The organism is Janthinobacterium sp. PSRC1-1 (genome assembly GCF_049897525.1).
Taxonomy (GTDB): domain Bacteria; phylum Pseudomonadota; class Gammaproteobacteria; order Burkholderiales; family Burkholderiaceae_D; genus Janthinobacterium; species Janthinobacterium tructae.
On sequence record NZ_JAFCWK010000002.1, the window covers coordinates 299558 to 317390 of the forward strand.

The following is a 17833-nucleotide window of genomic DNA, read 5'->3' on the forward strand; positions in this document are numbered from 1 at the left end:
CAGTAGCGATGCAGGCATTGCGCAGCAGGGACGCCGGCCGCCAGTGAGGGCATCTGGCAGGCTCCTCATGCGGACATCATGCGCAATTGATGCGCAATTGATGCGCAGCTGATGGGTACTTGATGTGCACTTGAAGTGCATTTAAGACACATTTGATGTGCATTTGACGTGTATCTGATGCGCCCCCTCACGCCAGGCCCGCCTGCGCCACATACCAGGCGATGGTGTGCCGCAAGCCTTGCGCCAGGTCGTGCGTGGGCACATAGCCGAGCAAGCGGGCCGCCTTGGCGATGTCCGCCTGCGAATGGCGCACGTCGCCGGCGCGAAATTCGCCATACTCAGGTGCCAGCGGCACGTGCTGCGGGAGGGTGGCCAGCAACATCTGCTGCATGCTGGCGTGCAATTGCGTCAGACTGGTGCGGGCGTTGACGGCCACGTTGTAGACCTGGTTGACGGCTGCCGGGTCGGTGCGCGTGGCGGCCAGGAGATTGGCTTGCACGGCATTGTGCACAAAACAGAAATCGCGGCTGGTGGCGCCGTCTCCATGGATGTGCACGGCCTGACCGTCCAGCATGGCGGCGATCCAGCAGGGAATGACGGCCGCGTAAGCGCCCAGCGGGTCTTGCCTGGGGCCAAAGACATTGAAATAGCGCAGCCCGACCGTCTGCATGGCGTAGCAGCGCGCGTACACCTGCGCGTACAGTTCATTGACATATTTACTCAAGGCATATGGCGACAGGGGCGCGCCGATGTGCTCTTCCACTTTCGGCAAGGCCGGATGGTCGCCATAGGTGGCGCTGGACGCAGCATACACGAAGCGCTGCACGCCCGCCTCGCGCGCGGCGGCCAGCATGTTCAGGAAACCGCTGACATTGACGGCATGGCACAGCAGCGGGTCTTCCAGCGAACGCGAGACGGAACCGAGCGCCGCCTGGTGCAGCACAAAATCGACGGCGACGGGGCCGCCCGGATCGGCACGGCCATGCTCGCTCAAAGTGCCGCCGCCATCTGCCTCACCGTCGCCACTACTGGTGGCCGACGCCGGCGCGCCGCACGCGCGCGCGCACGCCTGCGGGTCGCGGATGTCGCCTTCGATGAAGGTGAAACGCCGCCATGCCGCTTCGCCCACGCTGGCGCGCACCTGCTCCAGGTTATGCCGGTGGCCCGTCATAAAGTTGTCCAGGCCGCGCACTTCCTGGCCCAGTTCCAGCAAGGTTTCCAGCAGGTGCGAGCCGATGAAGCCGGCCACGCCCGTCACCAGCCAGCGGCGCGGTTCGCTGGCCAGTTGCGCACACGCTTGCGCGTAGGCGCCGGCAGCCGGGCCCGCCACGCCACCGGCTGACCCCTGCGCCGTGTCTGCTGCGGCGTCGAAAGCGTCGGCCGCCATCACAGCCGCCACACGTGCAGGCCGCCGTCCGCCAGCGGACGGGGGTCGAAATGCGACTTGATGTCGATGAAGCAGCCGTTTTCCAGCACCTTGGCCTGGAAGTCGGCCAGCGGACGGGCCAGCAAGGCCTGGTGCGAGACGGCGCTGATGATGGCCTCGGCCCGCGGCAGCTGTTCCCAGCTTTCCAGGGTCAAGCCGTACTCTTCCAGCGCTTCGCGGCCATCGGCGACGGGGTCATGCACATGCACCTGCACGCCGTACGATTGCAGTTCGTGGATCATGTCGACCACTTTCGAGTTACGCAAGTCCGGACAATTTTCCTTGAAGGTCAGGCCCAGCACGTTGACGTGCGACCCTTTCAATTTGAAACCGGCGCGCACCATTTCCTTGATGGTCTTTTCCGCCACGAATTTGGCCATGCCGTCGTTGATGCGGCGCCCGGCCAGGATCACATGCGGATGGTAGCCCAGCATTTCCGCCTTGTGCGTCAAATAATACGGGTCGACGCCGATGCAGTGGCCGCCCACCAGGCCGGGACGGAACGGCAGGAAATTCCATTTGGTGCCCGCCGCCTGCAGCACCTCCAGGGTATCGATGCCGATGCGGTCGAAGATGATGGCCAGTTCGTTCATCAGTGCGATGTTCAGGTCGCGCTGCGTGTTTTCGATGACCTTGGCCGCTTCGGCCACGCGGATGCTCGACGCCCGGTGCACGCCGGCCGCGACCACGCCTTCGTACAGGGAGGCCACCTTGTCCAGGGTGGCGTCGTCGTCGCCCGAGACCACCTTGCGGATGCTGTGCAGGGTGTGGTCCTTGTCGCCAGGGTTGATGCGCTCGGGCGAAAAACCCACATGAAAATCTTCCTTCCAGCGCAGGCCAGAATGCCGCTCGAGGATGGGGATGCAGATTTCCTCGGTGGCGCCCGGATACACGGTGGACTCGTAGATGACCGTGGCGCCGCGCCGCATGTGGCGGCCGACGGCCGCGCTGGCGCCGGCCAGGGCGGAGAAATCGGGATTGTGCGCGCTGTCGACGGGCGTGGGTACGGCCACGACGATGAAATCGGCCAGTTGCAGCTCGGCCGGATCGCAGCCCACGCTCAGCCACTGCGCCGCGCGCAGCTGTTCCGTGCTCACTTCGCCCGTGGGGTCGACATGGTTGCGGTAACTTTCTACCTTGCGTGCCGACAAGTCAACGCCGATGGTGCGCTGGCGCATGCCGAACGCCACGGCCAGCTGCAAGCCGACATAACCGAGCCCCACCACCGCCACCACGTCCGCCTTGCTATCCACCTTGCTGTCCATATGCATGTGCTCCCAATGGTTGCGGCCTGAGCATCGCCGTCCGGGAAATTCTACGGTCGCCGGCCCGGCCATTCTTGAGCAGGAACAAGGAACACCGAGCGGCGGCAGGCAGGCGCGCGGACAATCGGCGGCTTGTTGAGCGCAATCAAGGAGAGCGGCGCCCATCTTTTTAAGCTAGGCCATGCCCATCCTTCATGCACGCCGCTACCGGAGACTTCCATGGCCCGTACCCTGCCCCGCCCTTTCCCCGGCTTGCCGGCCGCCGCGCTGTGCTGCACCCTGCTGCTGCCCTTGCTGGCGGGGTGCCACGGCACGCAGAACAGCGCATCGCTGCTGGCCGACGCGCAGCAGTACCGCCAGAAGGGCGAGGCGCGCGCCGCCATCATCCAGTTGAAGAACCTGCTGCAACAGGAGCCGGACAATGCCGCGGCGCGCTTGCTGCTGGGCAGCATCTATATCGACACGGGCGAAGCGCTGTCGGCCGAGAAAGAATTGCGCAAGGCAAAGTCGCTGGGCCTGGCGGCGCAGCAAGTGATGCCGTTGCTGGGCAAGGCCTGGCTGATGCTGGGCCAGTTCGACAAGGTGCTGGCCGAGATCGCCGATGATGCGGCGCAGCCCGCCAGCGTGCTGGCCCTGCGCGGCGATGCCTTGCTGGCCCTGGGCCGCAAGGACGAGGCGCGCGCCGTGTTTGCGCACCTGCTCGAAGCCCATCCCGGCCAGGTCGAGGCCTTGCTGGGCCTGGCGCGGCTGGCGACAATGGAGCAGCAGGTGTCGGCAGCCGAGCTGCTGCTGGTCCAGGCGTTGAAAAGCGCGCCCGCCAACCTCGACGCCTTGCGTCTGCAGGGCGACCTGCAGCGCCTGCAGGGCAAGAACGGCGCGGCGCGCCTCGCCTACATGCAGATCCTCAAGCTCAAGCCGGACAATACCCAGGCGCATATCGACCTGGCCAACCTCGATCTCCTGGAAAACCGCTACCTGGAAGCGGCGGCCCAGCTGGCCACGGCGCGCAAGACGGCGCCCAACAGCCTGGGCTTGCTGCAGGCCCAGGCGCTGCTCGATTTCCGCCAGGGCAAGAACAAGGCGGCCCTGCAATCGTTGCAGCTGGTGCTCAAGGCGGCGCCCGAGCACATGCCGTCCATCCTGCTGGCCGGCGCCGTGCAGCTGAAGCTGGGCTCGCCGCAACTGGCGGAAAGCTATCTGCAGCGCTTCCTGGCCGTCTATCCCAAACATGTGTACGCGCTCAAGATGATGGCGTCGATCGAACTGATGCGCGGCAAGACGGATGCCGCCCTCGACCTGCTGCTGCCCGTGCTGGCCACCGTTCCCGACGACGTGGAACTGCTGTCGCTGGCGGGCGAGGCGCATTTGCGCGCGCGCCGCTACGACAAGGCCGCGGCGTATTTCGAAAAGGCCAATACCCTGGCGCCGGACACGGCCAGGCTGCATGCGGCGCTGGGCATCAGCCGCCTGGGCTTGGGCGAGAACAGCCGTGCCATCGGCGAACTGGAACGCGCCAGCATGCTCGACAAGAGCACGCCGCAGGTGGGCACCATGCTGGTGCTGACCTTGCTGCGCAACAAACAGAACGACAAGGCCCTGGCCACCGTCAAGATGCTGGAACAACAGCAGAAAGGCACGAATCCCCTGCTGCTGAACCTGAAAGGCGGCGTCTACATGGCCTTGCGCGACGTACCCGCCGCGCGCGCCAGTTTCGAGCAGGCGCTGGGGATGGACCCTGTCTATCTACCCGCGCTGAACAACCTGGCGCAACTCGACCTGGCCGGAAAAAAACCGGAACAAGCGAAACAGCGCTTCGAGCGGGCGCTGGCGAAAGCGCCGAAAAATGCCGACCTGTGTGCGGCGCTGGCCAAGCTGGCCGCCTCGCAGGGCAACACGGACGAGGCGCGGCGCTGGCTGGAGCGGGCCCACCGCGACAATCCCGACGCCGTCGCGCCGGCCCTGCTGCTGAGTAACTTTTACCTGCAGACGGGCGCGCCTGACAAGGCACTGGAACTGGCACGCACCCTGCAATCGGGCCACCCGGGCGACGCCGATGCGCTGGCCCTGCGGGCACAGGTCGAATACGGCGCCGGCCAGACGCAGGCGGCGCTCGACAGCTACAGCAAGCTGGCCAGCATACAGACGACGTCGGCACCGCTGCAGATGCGCATCGCCAGCGTGCACCTGGCGCTGGGCGACCGCCACAGCGCGCTGCAAGCCGCCAAGCGGGCGCAATTGCTCGATCCCACCCTGCTCGAAGCACGCGTGGTCGAAGTGGCGCTGCTGCTGGGCCTGAACCGCCAGCACGACGCGCTGGCCGTGGCGCGCCAGGTGCAGCAACAGCAGCCGACGCTGGCGGCCGGCTACAAGCTCGAAGGCGACGTGCTGATGGCGCAGAAACTGCCGCAGGAAGCCGTCAAGCTGTACCAACACGCCATCCAGCTCAGCAATATCGGCCCCATGCAGGTGCAGTTGCACCGCGCCATGCTGGCCGCGGGCCAGGTGCGCGAGGCCGATGCGCGCATGGCGGCCTGGCTGAAGGACAAACCCGATGACCTGGGCGTGCGCGCCTACCTGGCCGGCGCCAAACTGGCGGCAAAGCAATACGGCGCGGCCATCGAACAGCTGCAGTACATCGTTGCCAAGGACGCGGCCAATGTGGCGGCGCTGAACGACCTGGCCTGGGCGTATCAGCAGGAAAAAGATCCGCGCGCGCAGGCGACGGCCGAGCAGGCGCTCAAGCTGGTGCCGGACAACCCCATCGTGCTCGACACCCTGGGCTGGATCGTGCTGGAACAGGGCGATGTCAAGCGCGCGACCACGCTGTTGCGCAAGGCGGCCGGCCTGGCGCCGAAGCTGCCCGAAATTCAGTACCACCTGGGGGCGGCGCTGGCGAAATCGGGCGACAAGCCGGGCGCCCGCAAGCAACTGGAACAGCTGCTTGCCGCCAACAAGGAGTTCCCGCAGCGGGCCGAGGCGCAGGCCTTGCTGACCCAGCTCTAGGCCATGCTGGCGCACACGGCCCTGCCCGGCCTGGCAGCACGGCTGCTGGCCTTGCTGGCGGGCGCGGCCTGCATGCTGGCCCTGCGCCATTATCCGCTGGGCCACGGCTGGCCCGGCCTGCTGTTTGCCGCCCTGCTGCCCGCCTATTTCCTGCTGTTGTGCTGGCGTCCCGCCTGCTGGCTGTTCTGCCTGCCCGCCCTGCTGCCCGTGCTCGACCTGGCGCCGTGGACGGGCTGGTTCTTCCTCGAAGAAATCGACGTGCTGCTGTTGCTGACGGTAGCCTGCGGCTATTGGCGCCTGGGCGGACCGCCCCGGAGCGCCGCGGCGCAGCTGTCGCCCGCCGCCCGCGCCTGCCTGCTGCTGTGCAGCCTGGCCTGGCTGGCAGCGCTGCTGCGCGGCGTGCTGCCGCTGGCGCCCCTCGATGTGTATGCCTGGGATAATTACCTGAGCCCCTACAACAGCTTGCGACTGGGCAAGGCCTGGGCCTGGAGCATGCTGCTGCTGCCGCTGCTGCTGCGCGACGGGGATCCGTCCGTCCTGCGCCGCTATGCGCTGCCGGGCATGCTGGCCGGGCTGGCCATGGTGTCCCTGTTCGCGCTGTGGGAACGGGCCGTGTTTCCCGGTGTGACGAACCTGTCCAGCGACTATCGCATCACGGCGCCGTTTTCCGCCATGCACACGGGCGGCGCCGCGCTCGATGGCTATCTGGCCCTGAGCCTGCCATTTGCGGCACTGTGGCTGGCGCGCGCGCGCAGCCGCTGGCAAGCGGCGCTGGCCTTGCTGCTGCTGGCACTGGCCCTGCACGCGGCATGTACCACCTTTTCACGGGGCCTGTACGCGGCCCTGGCGGCGGCGGTGCTGCTGGCCTTGCGCACAGCCCCCGGCGCGGCGCAGCGCCCGACGGGCCGGCGACCCGTACGGAAACCCTGGCCGCTGCTGCTGCTGGCCGGCCTGGGCACCGTCCTGCTCGTGACCATGTTCAGCGTGGCCGGCTACCGGGGCTTGCTCGCCGCCGTCATCCTGCTCACGGCCAGCTTCGTGCTGGCGGCGCAGCCCTTGCCGTGGCGCCTGGCGCCGGCCAGCCTGCTGTGTGCGCTGTGCCTGCAGGGGCTGCTGGCCAGCTGGTGGCCGGAAGGGGCCGGCCAGCCGGCTGCCGGCTGGCTGAAAGGCCCGTATTTCCTGTTCCTGCTGGCCGCCGTGCTGCTGGCGGGCGCGCTGCTGCCCGGCACCCTGTGGCCGGGCGGCGCTGCCGGCATAGGCCCTGCCAGGCTGGTCCTGGCGATGATGGCGTGGACCATGCTGGCGTGCAATCTCGTCTGGATAGGCTGGCACTGGGCCGGTGCTCCCGCCCTGGCGCCGGCCGGGCTGGTCGTGTTGCTGGCCATGCTGATGCTGTGCAATGGACGCTTGCGCGCGCCGCTATGGCGGCTGGACCGGGCCAGCCTGAGCATCGCGGGCGCGGCCGGCATCCTGCTGCTGCTGGCCATCCCCGTCTCGGCCAGCTATTACGCCACCGAACGTTTCGCCACCACGGCCTTCGACCTGCAAGGCCGCTTGCGCCATTGGCGGCAAGTGCTGGCCATGCAGCCGTCCGACTGGGGCGATCAGCTGTTCGGCATGGGCATGGGCAGCTTTCCCGCCACATATTACTGGCACAATCCCGGGCGCGAGGTGCCGGCCAGCATCGCCTATGCACAAGAAGAGGGTGCGCCTGGCAATGCCGGCAACACGTTTGTCCGCCTGGCCAGTCCCGGCTACAGCGCCGGCTATGGCGAACTGCTGCGGCTGCTGCAACGCCTGCCGCTGCAGCCGGCCACGCACTACACGCTGGCGCTGGACGCGCGCCGAAGCGGTCCCATGCCCGTGCTGCTGGTGCGCCTGTGCCAGAGACAATTGCTGTACGCACAAGGTTGCGTGCCTATCCCCCTGCGCCTGCAGCCGCCCCCGCCTGGCAATCCCGTGCCGGCCTGGCAGCACTATGAAGTGCCGTTCGACAGCAAATGGCTGGGCGCTGGCGCCTGGCTGCTGCGCCCGCCCGTGCAGCTGGAACTGGCGGCCAGCGGCACGGCCACCTCGTCCGTGATCGACGTGGACAATCTGAGCCTGCGCGCACCGGGCGGCGAGGAATTGATCGCCAACGGACGCTTTACGCAGGCCAACAATTACTGGTTTTTCAGCAGCGACCACCATCACTTGCCGTGGCATATCAAGAGCCTGGCGCTGCATGTGCTGGTGGAAACGGGCTGGTGCGGGGCACTTTCCCTGCTGGCCCTGCTTTCCCTGGCCGGCCTGCGCCTGCTGCGCCAGGCCACGGGGGGTAACCCGTGCGCGCTGGCCTGCGCCGCCGCCCTGCTGGGTTTTCTCGTCGTCGGCCTGTTCGACAGCCTGCTCGACGTGCCGCGTATCGCCCTGCTGTGCTATCTGATGCTGCTGTGCGCATTGCTGCAGCCCCCGCAACCTCCTCCCCCTGAAAGTGCGCCGCCATGAAAGCCCTGCCGTTGAGATTCTCCTCTGCCCTGCTGTCCGGCCTGATCCTGGCTGTGGCCAGCGCGCCTTGCCGTGCCGACCAGGCGCTGGCGCAAGTCATTGCGCGCGTGAAGCCGTCCATCGTCGGCGTGGGCAGCCTGCAAGCGACGCGCACGCCGCCGATGAATTTCCTCGGCACGGGTTTCGTGGCAGGCGACGGCTTGAGCGTGCTCACCTGCGCCCATGTGATTCAAAAACTGCTCGATGCCAATCCCAACGAAGTGATCGGCATACTCACGGGCCAGGGCGAGGCGGCGCAATTTCGCCCCGCCAAAATCCAGGCGCTGGACACGGAGCACGACCTGGCCTTGCTGCGCCTGGCGGGCGCGCCCCTGCCGGCCCTGACGCTGGGCGACGCGGGCACGGTGCGCGAAGGCCAGGCCATGGCCTTTACCGGGTTCCCGCTGGGCACCTTGCTGGGCTTGCACCACGTGACGCACCGCGCCACCGTATCGTCGCTGACGCCGGTGGTCAGGCCCAGCGCAACGGCGCAGCGCCTCGACACCCGGCGCCTGGCGCAACTGCAAAAAGCGCCGTACACGGTATTCCAGCTGGACGCGACGGCGTATCCGGGCAGCAGTGGCAGCCCCCTGTTCGATCCCGAGACCGGTCTCGTCTACGGCATCGTCAACATGGTGTATGTGAAGGGACTGAAAGAGGCGGCCATCACCGCGCCCAGCGGCATCACCTACGCGATTCCGGGCAGCCACATGCAGGCGATCTTGCTGAAAAATAAATGAGTCAGTTGCGCCCCTGCCTGAGCCGGTCGGTGATGCCTGGTTCATCCCATGTCGGAAAAAAAAAGGGGTAAAACGATCGTTCACCCCCATGCTGCTCCATCATGCCGCCGTACTTGCGGATCTGGGCCCCCATGTAGTCGAGGTCCAGGCGCAGCAAGACGGCCGGCGCCCCCACGCGCGTGCACTCTCGCTCGCCGCCAAAATCCTTGAAACCCAGCATGCGCTTGTAAAACACCACATGGCGTGGATTGACTTCGATCACGTAATCCGTAAAGCCGTGAATATTGTGGGCATAAATATAAGAAATGTGAATCAGTGCCGCAAACACGCGCTTGCTCACGCCCTTGTCGATGGCCAGGCGCGACGGTTCGCACAGGCGCCGGCCCTCCGCCCGCAGCACGTCGAGCTTGTCGCGGAAATTTTCATCGGCGGGCAAGCCCGTCTCGTCATTGTCCAGACACAGGGTCATGGTGCCGACGGTGGCGCCTGCCGTTTCCGCAAACAGCGTGATTTTATTCAGCGCATGCGCGATGCCGGGATCGACGGCATAGCCGCGCCAGCCGTACATCTTGCGGATCAGCAAACTGGCCGCCTCGCGCCGGCCACGCGAATTGGCCATGCGGATATGAAAGCGCTGCAGGTCGAGCTCGTGCTCCATGGCCGGGTCGATCTGGCCCTCGCCCACCACCAGGTCACTGAACGTACCGGGCGTGTCGAAGGAAATAATAGGTTCATCTTCAAAGCTCATCTTGTCCTCACGTTCATCGGCAGCCGTCGAGACGGACTGAAGCCAATGCCTTGTGACAAGATAAAAAGCAGAGAAGTTCCCGCGTCAGGCAAAAAAAACAGAAGAAAGTGCTATTCCATAGCAAAATTGCATGCTGAAATTTGCCAAAAAGTACAAAAAAGCAAATATAAATGCTGTTTTGATATTGCTGAGATCCCTTCTAAAAAAAGCTCTCCGGTATCAACAGCACATCGCCCGGCCGCATCATGACATTCGCGGAAATATCGCCACTCTTGAGCAAGTCGTCCAGGCGCACGCGCAGCTGCTGCTGGCTGCCGTCGCGCATGCGGATGATGCTGGCCTTGTTGCCGGCGGCAAAGTCCGTGATGCCGCCCACGGCGATAAGCACGTCCATCAGCGACATGCCGAGGCGATACGGCAGCGCCTGCGGCTTGGCCGCCTCGCCGATGACCCGGATCTGCTCGCCATACGGGCCCGAGAAATTGGTGACGATGACCGTCACCACCGGTTGCTGGATGAACTTGCCCAAGGCTTGCTCGATATCGCGCGCCAGCTGGGTCGAAGTCTTGCCGCTGGCGGCCAAATCCTCCACCAGCGGCGTGGTGATCTTGCCATCGGGCCGCACGGCCACCGTCAGCGACACTTCCGGATTGCGCCAGACGATGATGTTGACGGAGTCGCCCGGGCCGATCAGGTAGTCGTGCATGGGGGCGCTGTCGTCGGCGGGCGCCAGCGGATAGCGTGTGCGGCAGCCCCCCAGCAAGCTGGCGCTACAGGCCAGGAGCAGCGTGTGGCAGACAAAAGCACGGCGAAACGGATTCATGCGGGGCCTCTTCGAGTCGATGGTGCGTCCATGGCAGGCCCCGCAGAACCAGCCTGGGCCGCGAACTTCCTATGATTATTAAAACCCGGCAAGTGAACCTTGAGGCGTATCAAGAAGCAATCATCTTGGGAAATCTTGCTTCCCAGGCGCCCTATACTTTGCTTACTCAACAGGCAAGCATTTCTTGCAAGACGCCGTTGTCCGCGCCGCCCAGCCATCGACCGTGCAGCACCGTCACCTGAAGGAAGCGACATGGAGCAATTGATACAGCAACTGCTTTCCAGCCTGAAAGGCATCTGGAAGTACCGCTGGCATGCGGTGCTGGTGGCGTGGCTGGTGGCGATCGTCGGCTTCATCAAGGTCATTACCCTACCCGACGACTTCCAGACGTCGGCGCGCGTGTTTGTCGATACGCAAACCATCCTCAAGCCGCTGTTGGCCGGCATGACCAGCGTGCCGAACACGGAACAGCAGGTGGCCATCATGAGCCGCACCCTGCTCAGCCGCCCGAACGTGGAGCGCGTCATGCGCATGGTCGACCTCGACCTCGATTCGAGGACCGTGCGCGAACACGAAGCCCGGCTCGATGAGCTGATGAGCCGCATCAAGATCACCGGCACCAGCGCCTACGATATCTACACCATCAGCTACAGCGGGCGCGACCCGAAACTGGTGCGCGACGTGGTGCAAAGCCTGCTGACCATCTTTGTCGAAGGCAGTTTCCAGGGGAAAAAGGGCGATTCGCAGAAAGCCGTGCAATTCATCGACGAGCAGATCAAGAATTACGAGGACAAGCTGAGCGCGGCGGAAAACCTGGTGAAGGAATTCAAGATCCGCAACAACCTGCTGCTGCCGCGCCAGGGCATCGACTATGGCAGCCAGCTGCTGATGTCATCCGATAGCCTGAACAATGCCAAGCTGGAACTGGTCGAGGCGGAACAGGCGCGCAAGGCCATCCTGAGCCAGATCGAAGGCGACGAACCCGTGCTCGACCTGGAGCCGAACGCTTCGGCCATCACGAACCCGGAACTCGACGAGCGCATCGCCTCGCTCAACAAGAATCTGGACAGCCTGCGCATGCAATTTACGGAATTGCATCCCGACATCATCGCCTCGAAGCGCCTCATTGCCCAACTGGAAGAGCGCAAGATCGAGGAAAGCAAGCTGAAAACGGCGTCCGGCGACCCGGGCAAGAACTACAGCCCCATGCTGCAGCAGTTGAAGGTGGCGCTGACGGACGCGGATGCCAAGGTGGCCGCCATCCGCGCCCGCGTGCAGGAATACAACGCGCGCAATGAGCGCCTGCTGGCGCAAAGCAATGCCGTGCCCGAGGTGGAATCGCAGCTGGCACAACTGAACCGCGACTACATCATCAACAAGGAAAACTATGAAAAGCTGATCGGCCGGCGCGAAGCGGCCAAGCTGTCGGGCGAACTCAGCTCCACCACCGAGATGATGGCCTTCAAGATCATCGACCCGCCCACGGTGCAATATGCGCCCGTCGGCCCGAACCGTCCGCTGCTGTTTTCCGCGGCGCTGGGCGCGGCCCTGGTGGCCGGCATCGCCACGGCACTGCTGATCAGCCAGGTGCGCCCCACCTTCCTCAGCCCGGCCGAACTGCGCGATGCCACGGGCTTGAATGTGCTGGGCACGGTATCGATGAACTGGACGCCGCTGCAGCAGGTGCGCCGCCGCCGCGCCCGCTATGCCTTTGCCGGCTGTCTGGGCAGCCTGTTCCTGCTGTACGGCGGGGTCATGACGGCCGCGCTGCTGAAATTCTAGAACCACCAAGGGAGCGACGATGAGCAGCAAGGACAACGGCAAGCAGGAACCCACGATCCTGGGCGTGGCCGAGGCCAGCGTGGCTTATGGTCCAGATGTTGCGGAGGGTGCGGATGGCGCGGATGGCGCGGCGGCGGCCGCCCCCCGGTACCGTCCGCTGAACCTGGCCCGGCTGGCGCAGCAAGGCATGCTCACGCAGGAAGGCGGACGCAGTTCGGTGGCCGAAGATTTTCGCATCATCAAGCGCCCGCTGCTGCGCCAGGCGCGCGCCAGCGGCGCCGAGGCCATCCGCCACGGCAACCTGATCGTCGTCACCAGCGCCATGCCCGGCGAAGGCAAGACGTATTGCGCCATCAACCTGGCCATGAGCATCGCCATGGAAATGGATATCACGGTGCTGCTGGTCGATGCCGACGTGGCGCGTCCGTCCGTGCTGAAAGTGCTGGGCCTGCCGCCCGAGCCTGGACTGATGGACGTGCTGCTCGACCCGCAGTTGGCCATGGGGGACGTGATCCTGAAAACCAACGTGGCCAACCTGCGCATCCTGCCCGCCGGGCGCAGCAACAAGCACGCGACGGAACTGCTGGCCAGCCGGGCCATGAGCCGCCTGCTGGCGGAAATTGCCAGCCGCTACAGCGACCGCGTCGTCGTCTTCGATTCGCCGCCCTTGCTCATTACCAGCGAAGCCCACGCGCTGGTCGGGCAGATGGGCCAAGTGGTGATGGTGGTCGAGGCGGAAACGACGACGCAGCACGCCGTCAAGGAAGCGCTGCGCCAGATCGAAGCGTGCGAACACATTCATCTGATCTACAACAAGACCAAATCGTTCCCCGGCAGCGACTACTACGGCTATGGCTATTACGACTAGCCGCCGGGTTCCGCTGCCGCTGCTGCCGTTCCTGTCCCTGCTGCTGCCCCTGCCGGCCTGTGCTGTCGACTGGCTGGTGAAACCGTCGCTGCGCCTGCGCGAAAGCTACACGGACAATGCCCTGCGCGCGCCGCCCGGCAAGACGCAAGCGGACTTCATCACGGAAATCGCGCCCGCCATCGCCCTCATCGGCACGGGCCCGCGCCTGCGCGTGGACCTCGATTACAGCTGGCACAAATTCCTCTCGGGGCAGCGCGGCAATAGCGACAACCACGACTTGCACGCCGCGGCCGACGCCGAGCTGGTGCAGGACTGGTTCTTCATCGATGCCAACGCCAGCGTGAGCCGGCGCAACATCTCGCCGTTCGGCCCGCAACTGATAGACGAGCTGCCCGACACGGACAATAGCAGCACCGTGCGCACCACCAGCATCAGCCCCTACCTGCGCCACCGCTTGCGCGGCGTGGCCACGGCCGAGCTGCGCTACACGCGCAATACGGTAGCCAGCGGCGGCGCATTGCTGTCCGTGCATAGCGACGAGCTGGAATTGCTGCTCAGCGGCGAACCGCGCGGCCAGGGCTGGACCTGGAACGCCAGCCACGATGTGCGCCGCACGCAGGACAGCAAGCTGGCGCCCGTGCGCATGCAGCGCAGCAGCGTGGGCCTGCGCTATCCGTTCAGCAGAAAATGGGCGGCCACGGCCAGCGGCGGCATGGAAAAGGAAGGCTATCTGTCGAGCAACGGCAAGGCGCCGGAAGGCCGCTTCTGGTCGCTGGGCGGCGTGTGGACGCCGTCGTCGCGCACCAGCCTGGCCTTCAGCACGGGCAAGCGCTTTTTTGGCACCACCTACAGCCTCGATGCCAACTTCCTGCAGCGCCATACCAACTGGCAACTGAGCTACAGCGAAGACATCACCACCATGCCCACGCAGTTTGCGCGTCTGGGCGATCGCGATGCGGGCCAGCTGCTCGATCAATTATGGCGCGGCATCTTTCCCGACGCGCGCGAAAGGCGCTTGCGCATCAATGCCTTCCTGCGCTACGCCAACAGCCTGGGGCCGGAACGGGGCGCCATCAATTACTTCAGCCACCGCTACTTCCTGCAAAAGCAGCTGAAGCTGACGATGGCGCGCGCCACGGGCAAAAGCACGCTGGTCGCCGGCGTCACGGCCGTCGACCGCACGGCGCAAACGGCCAGCGGCATCGACAGCGCCTTGCTGCCCGGCATGGAGTTCGGCAGCGAAGACCGCACGCGCCAGATCGGCGCCAACGTGGGCTGGAGCTGGCAAGCCAATTCGCGCACCAGCGTGAATGTCAATGCCGGCTACGCCGGCGTGCGCTCGCTGAGCGTGCCCCGGCGCGACAACAACATCACCGTGACGGCCGGCTACAGCCGCATCCTGCAGCCGAACATCACGGCCAGCATCGATGTGCGGCATACGCGGCACGCCAGCAACCGGGGCGGCAACTACCGCGAAAACGGCGTCAGCGCCACGCTCACCATGCAATTCTAAGGAGGCTGCAGCATGTCCAGCATGTCCGATCGTTCGCTACCGTCCGCCGCGCCCGCGCCCGCGCACCTGCTGTGCGTGGTGGCCGCGCGCCCCAACCTGATGAAAATGGCGCCCATCCTGGCCGCCCTGGCGCGCCAGGCGCCCACCGTGCGCGTGACCTTGTTGCATACCGGCCAGCACTACGACACGGCCATGAACGGCCAGCTGTTTCTGGACCTGAACCTGCGTGCGCCCGACATCGCCCTCGACGTCGGCTCCGGCAACCATGCGCAGCAGACGGCCGAGATCATGCGCCGCTTCGATGCCGTGCTCGACGCCTGGCCGCCGCTGGCCCCCGATTGCGTGCTGGTGGTGGGCGACGTCAATTCCACGCTGGCCTGCGCGCTGGTGGCGGCCAAGCGCGGCACGCCCGTGATCCACGTCGAGGCGGGCCTGCGCAGCGGCGACCGGCGCATGCCCGAGGAAATCAACCGCGTGCTGACGGATCAATTGTCCGATCTGCTGCTGACCAGCGAGGAAGGCGCGCGCGCCAACCTGCTGCGCGAAGGCATCGCCCCCGAACGCATCCACTTCACGGGCAACGTCATGATCGACAGCCTGCGACAGCAACTGCCGCGCGCAGTCAAGCCTGCCACCACCCTGCGCGCGCATGGCCACGCCTGTCCGCCCGCATATGGCCTGTTGACCTTGCACCGGCCGTCGAACGTCGATGATGCGGCGCAGCTGCAAGCGCTGCTGCAGGCGCTCGGGCAATTGTCATGCCAGCTGCCGCTGCTGTTTCCCATCCACCCGCGCACCCTGGCCGGCTTGCGCCTGGCGGGCCTGGAACCCTTGCTTGCGCGCCAGGCCATCGTCTGCCTGCCGCCGCTGGGCTACCTGGAAATGCTGGGCCTGATGCAGGACGCGCGCCTGGTGCTGACCGATTCCGGCGGCATCCAGGAAGAAAGCACGGCCCTGGGCGTGCCTTGCCTGACCCTGCGCGACACGACGGAGCGCCCCGTCACCGTCAGTGCCGGCACGAATACCCTGGCCGGCACGCAGCCGGCAACCATTCTCGCGCTGGCACGCGCCATCCTCGAGACGGGAGGCAAGCGGGGCCGCATTCCGCCCCTGTGGGATGGCCACGCAGCCGAGCGCATCGCCGCCGTCATCGCGCCCTGGCTGGCGGCGCGCCGGGGCGCGCCATGACGCCGCCTGTGGTTTTACGCAACGCGCTGACCATCGACGTGGAAGACTATTTCCAGGTGTCCGCCTTCGCGCCGCACATCGCGCGCGCCGACTGGCCCCGCCTGGAATGCCGGGTCGAGGCGAACATCGAGCGCATCCTGCTGCTGCTGGAAAGCCGGCGCATCCACGCCACCTTTTTTACATTGGGCTGGATCGCCGAACGCTATCCGGCCATGCTGCGCCGCGTGGCCGGCGCGGGGCACGAGGTGGCCAGCCACGGCTATGCGCACCTGCGCGCCTGCGACCAGTCGGCCGCCCAGTTCGCCGACGATGTGCGCCGCAGCAAGACCATCCTGGAGCAATTGACGGGGCTGCCCGTGCACGGCTACCGGGCGCCCAGTTTTTCCATCGGCGCGGCCAATCTGTGGGCCTTCGACGTGCTGCAGGAAGCGGGCTACCGCTACAGTTCCAGCATCTATCCGATCCGCCACGACCATTACGGCATGCCCGATGCTCCGCGCTTCGCCTGGCGCCCACGCGGCCCGCACGGCATGCTGGAATTGCCCGTCAGCACCGTGCGCTTGCGCGGGCGCAACCTGCCGGCCGGCGGCGGCGGTTACTTCAGATTGATGCCGTATGCACTGTCGCGCTGGCTTTTGCGACGCATCAATTCGCGCGACGGGCAAGCTGGCATATTCTACTTTCATCCCTGGGAACTCGATCCCGGCCAGCCGCGCCCGCCGGGCCTGAGCGCGAAAACGCGCTTTCGCCACTACCTGAACCTGGGACGCATGGAAGCGCGGCTGGCGCGCCTGACGGGCGACTTCAGCTGGGACCGCATGGACCGTATTTTTTTGGAAAGCACATGATGCACGAGGCCAGCCTTCCTGCCGACCGGGCGCCGTCCAGCGCCGCCATTGCCGTGCGGTCCCTGCAGGCGCACGAGCATGCGCGCTGGGATGCCTTTGTCGAGGCCTGTCCCGACGCCACCTTCTTTCACCGCGCCGGCTGGCACACAATCCTGCAGCAAGGTTTTAAACACGACAGCCATTTCCTGTACGCGGAACAGGACGGGCGCATCGCCGCTGTCTTGCCGCTGGCGCATGTGCGCAGCCGACTGTTCGGCTCGTCCCTCGTCTCGCTGCCGTTTTGCGTGTATGGCGGCATCGCCGGCGGCAGCCAGGCCGTGCGACTGGCCCTCGACGAAGCGGCGCTGGCGCTGGCGCGGCGCCTCGGCGTGGGCCACCTGGAATACCGCTGGCGCGAGGTGGAGGAAAACGCGTCGGGAAACGCGTCGAAAAACGCAGACGCTGCCTGGCTGCACAAACCGCTGTACGCCACCTTCCGCCGTCCGCTGCATCCCGATGCCGAACAGAACTTGCTGGCGATTCCCCGCAAGCAGCGCGCCGTCGTGCGCAAGGCCATGGCCGGCGGCCTGCACAGCGCCATCGACTATGACTTGCAGCGCTTTTACCCGATCTATGCGGCCAGCGTGCACCGGCTGGGCACGCCCGTCTTCGCGCGCCGCCATTTTGCCCTGCTGCGCGCGGTGTTTGGCGACGCCTGCGACATCCTCACCGTCTACCACGGCCAGCAGGCGCAGGCCAGCGTGCTGCTGTTCTATTTCCGCGATGAAGTGCTGCCGTATTACGGCGGCGGCACGCCGCTGGCGCGCAGCACGGGCGCCAACGACTTCATGTACTGGGAAGCGATGCGCCGCGCCTGCGAACGCGGCTACCGCCTGTTCGATTTCGGCCGCAGCAAGCTCGGTACGGGGGCCTGGGACTTCAAGAAGAACTGGGGGTTTACGCCGCAGCCGCTGCCGTATGCCTACCAGCTGGTGCGCGCCACGGCCTTGCCGGAAGTCAATCCGCTGAATCCCAAATACGCGCTGTTCATCCGCGCCTGGCGCCGCCTGCCGCTGCCGCTGGCCAATCTGCTGGGGCCGCATATCGTGCGGCAACTGGGCTGA

13 protein-coding genes are annotated in these 17833 nt (G+C 65.9%); 9 read left to right on the top strand and 4 right to left on the bottom strand.

All coding sequences use genetic code 11. The features are described from left to right. Positions 1 to 187: 187 nt before the first annotated feature. Together ACP7DW_RS04960 and ACP7DW_RS04965 are read right to left on the bottom strand one after the other, a co-directional pair. Positions 188 to 1387 (bottom strand): SDR family oxidoreductase, encoded by a 1200-nt coding sequence (locus tag ACP7DW_RS04960; RefSeq protein WP_426054155.1) that lies wholly within the window; start codon positions 1385 to 1387, stop codon positions 188 to 190. Further along, positions 1387 to 2691, bottom strand: coding sequence for a nucleotide sugar dehydrogenase (locus ACP7DW_RS04965; RefSeq protein ID WP_426054425.1), 1305 nt, complete (start codon positions 2689 to 2691; stop codon positions 1387 to 1389). The genes ACP7DW_RS04960 and ACP7DW_RS04965 overlap by 1 nt, the downstream gene beginning before the upstream one ends. Before the next feature lie 219 nt (positions 2692 to 2910). Here ACP7DW_RS04965 and prsT point away from each other — a divergent pair, with 219 nt between their 5' ends. From prsT to ACP7DW_RS04980, 3 genes are read left to right on the top strand one after another with little or no spacing between them, the layout of a single operon-like run. After that, positions 2911 to 5694, top strand: a complete 2784-nt coding sequence (gene prsT, locus ACP7DW_RS04970; protein ID WP_426054156.1) for an XrtA/PEP-CTERM system TPR-repeat protein PrsT — start codon at positions 2911 to 2913, stop codon at positions 5692 to 5694. Between the two features lie 3 nt (positions 5695 to 5697). Then, the gene (locus tag ACP7DW_RS04975; protein WP_426054157.1) at positions 5698 to 8181 is read left to right on the top strand and encodes a hypothetical protein; all 2484 of its coding nucleotides are present in this window, start codon (positions 5698 to 5700) and stop codon (positions 8179 to 8181) included. Positions 8182 to 8192: 11 nt separating this feature from the next. Beyond that, positions 8193 to 8960: a S1 family peptidase gene (locus ACP7DW_RS04980; protein WP_426085192.1), complete on the top strand. Its 768-nt coding sequence runs from the start codon at positions 8193 to 8195 to the stop codon at positions 8958 to 8960. 1 nt (position 8961) lies between these two features. Here the strand turns inward: ACP7DW_RS04980 and ACP7DW_RS04985 are convergent, their stop codons facing one another. Both ACP7DW_RS04985 and ACP7DW_RS04990 read right to left on the bottom strand, forming a co-directional pair. Beyond that, positions 8962 to 9708: an N-acyl amino acid synthase FeeM domain-containing protein gene (locus tag ACP7DW_RS04985; protein WP_426054158.1), complete on the bottom strand. Its 747-nt coding sequence runs from the start codon at positions 9706 to 9708 to the stop codon at positions 8962 to 8964. 199 nt (positions 9709 to 9907) lie between these two features. After that, on the bottom strand, positions 9908 to 10531 hold the full coding sequence (locus ACP7DW_RS04990) for an XrtA/PEP-CTERM system exopolysaccharide export protein (RefSeq protein ID WP_116744442.1): 624 nt from the start codon (positions 10529 to 10531) through the stop codon (positions 9908 to 9910). A 252-nt stretch (positions 10532 to 10783) separates the two neighbouring features. On the opposite strand from ACP7DW_RS04990, the gene ACP7DW_RS04995 reads away from it, so the two are divergent. The 6 genes from ACP7DW_RS04995 to ACP7DW_RS05020 are packed head-to-tail and all read left to right on the top strand — an operon-like array spanning position 10784 to position 17833. Next, positions 10784 to 12313, top strand: coding sequence for an XrtA system polysaccharide chain length determinant (locus ACP7DW_RS04995; RefSeq protein WP_426054159.1), 1530 nt, complete (start codon positions 10784 to 10786; stop codon positions 12311 to 12313). A gap of 19 nt (positions 12314 to 12332) precedes the next feature. Further along, complete coding sequence (locus tag ACP7DW_RS05000; protein ID WP_426054160.1) at positions 12333 to 13181, top strand: XrtA-associated tyrosine autokinase; 849 nt, start codon at positions 12333 to 12335, stop codon at positions 13179 to 13181. Further along, on the top strand, positions 13165 to 14694 hold the full coding sequence (locus ACP7DW_RS05005) for a TIGR03016 family PEP-CTERM system-associated outer membrane protein (protein ID WP_426054161.1): 1530 nt from the start codon (positions 13165 to 13167) through the stop codon (positions 14692 to 14694). Before ACP7DW_RS05000 ends, ACP7DW_RS05005 begins: the two co-directional genes overlap by 17 nt. Positions 14695 to 14706: 12 nt before the next feature. After that, the gene (gene wecB, locus ACP7DW_RS05010) at positions 14707 to 15882 is read left to right on the top strand and encodes a non-hydrolyzing UDP-N-acetylglucosamine 2-epimerase (protein WP_426054162.1); all 1176 of its coding nucleotides are present in this window, start codon (positions 14707 to 14709) and stop codon (positions 15880 to 15882) included. Beyond that, positions 15879 to 16730, top strand: coding sequence for an XrtA system polysaccharide deacetylase (locus ACP7DW_RS05015; RefSeq protein ID WP_426054163.1), 852 nt, complete (start codon positions 15879 to 15881; stop codon positions 16728 to 16730). Before wecB ends, ACP7DW_RS05015 begins: the two co-directional genes overlap by 4 nt. Continuing rightward, positions 16730 to 17833, top strand: a complete 1104-nt coding sequence (locus tag ACP7DW_RS05020; RefSeq protein WP_426054426.1) for a FemAB family XrtA/PEP-CTERM system-associated protein — start codon at positions 16730 to 16732, stop codon at positions 17831 to 17833. Before ACP7DW_RS05015 ends, ACP7DW_RS05020 begins: the two co-directional genes overlap by 1 nt.

Bases quoted from the DNA above. Each gene is read 5' to 3' on its own strand.
- ACP7DW_RS04995 (WP_426054159.1), top strand. From the start codon at position 10,784: ATGGAGCAATTGATACAGCAACTGCTTTCCAGCCTGAAAGGCATCTGG.
- ACP7DW_RS04960 (WP_426054155.1), bottom strand. From the start codon at position 1,387: ATGGCGGCCGACGCTTTCGACGCCGCAGCAGACACGGCGCAGGGGTCA.
- prsT (WP_426054156.1), top strand. From the start codon at position 2,911: ATGGCCCGTACCCTGCCCCGCCCTTTCCCCGGCTTGCCGGCCGCCGCG.
- ACP7DW_RS05020 (WP_426054426.1), top strand. From the start codon at position 16,730: ATGCACGAGGCCAGCCTTCCTGCCGACCGGGCGCCGTCCAGCGCCGCC.
- ACP7DW_RS05015 (WP_426054163.1), top strand. From the start codon at position 15,879: ATGACGCCGCCTGTGGTTTTACGCAACGCGCTGACCATCGACGTGGAA.
- ACP7DW_RS04965 (WP_426054425.1), bottom strand. From the start codon at position 2,691: ATGGACAGCAAGGTGGATAGCAAGGCGGACGTGGTGGCGGTGGTGGGG.
- ACP7DW_RS04985 (WP_426054158.1), bottom strand. From the start codon at position 9,708: ATGAGCTTTGAAGATGAACCTATTATTTCCTTCGACACGCCCGGTACG.
- ACP7DW_RS04975 (WP_426054157.1), top strand. From the start codon at position 5,698: ATGCTGGCGCACACGGCCCTGCCCGGCCTGGCAGCACGGCTGCTGGCC.
- ACP7DW_RS05000 (WP_426054160.1), top strand. From the start codon at position 12,333: ATGAGCAGCAAGGACAACGGCAAGCAGGAACCCACGATCCTGGGCGTG.
- ACP7DW_RS05005 (WP_426054161.1), top strand. From the start codon at position 13,165: ATGGCTATTACGACTAGCCGCCGGGTTCCGCTGCCGCTGCTGCCGTTC.
- wecB (WP_426054162.1), top strand. From the start codon at position 14,707: ATGTCCAGCATGTCCGATCGTTCGCTACCGTCCGCCGCGCCCGCGCCC.
- ACP7DW_RS04990 (WP_116744442.1), bottom strand. From the start codon at position 10,531: ATGAATCCGTTTCGCCGTGCTTTTGTCTGCCACACGCTGCTCCTGGCC.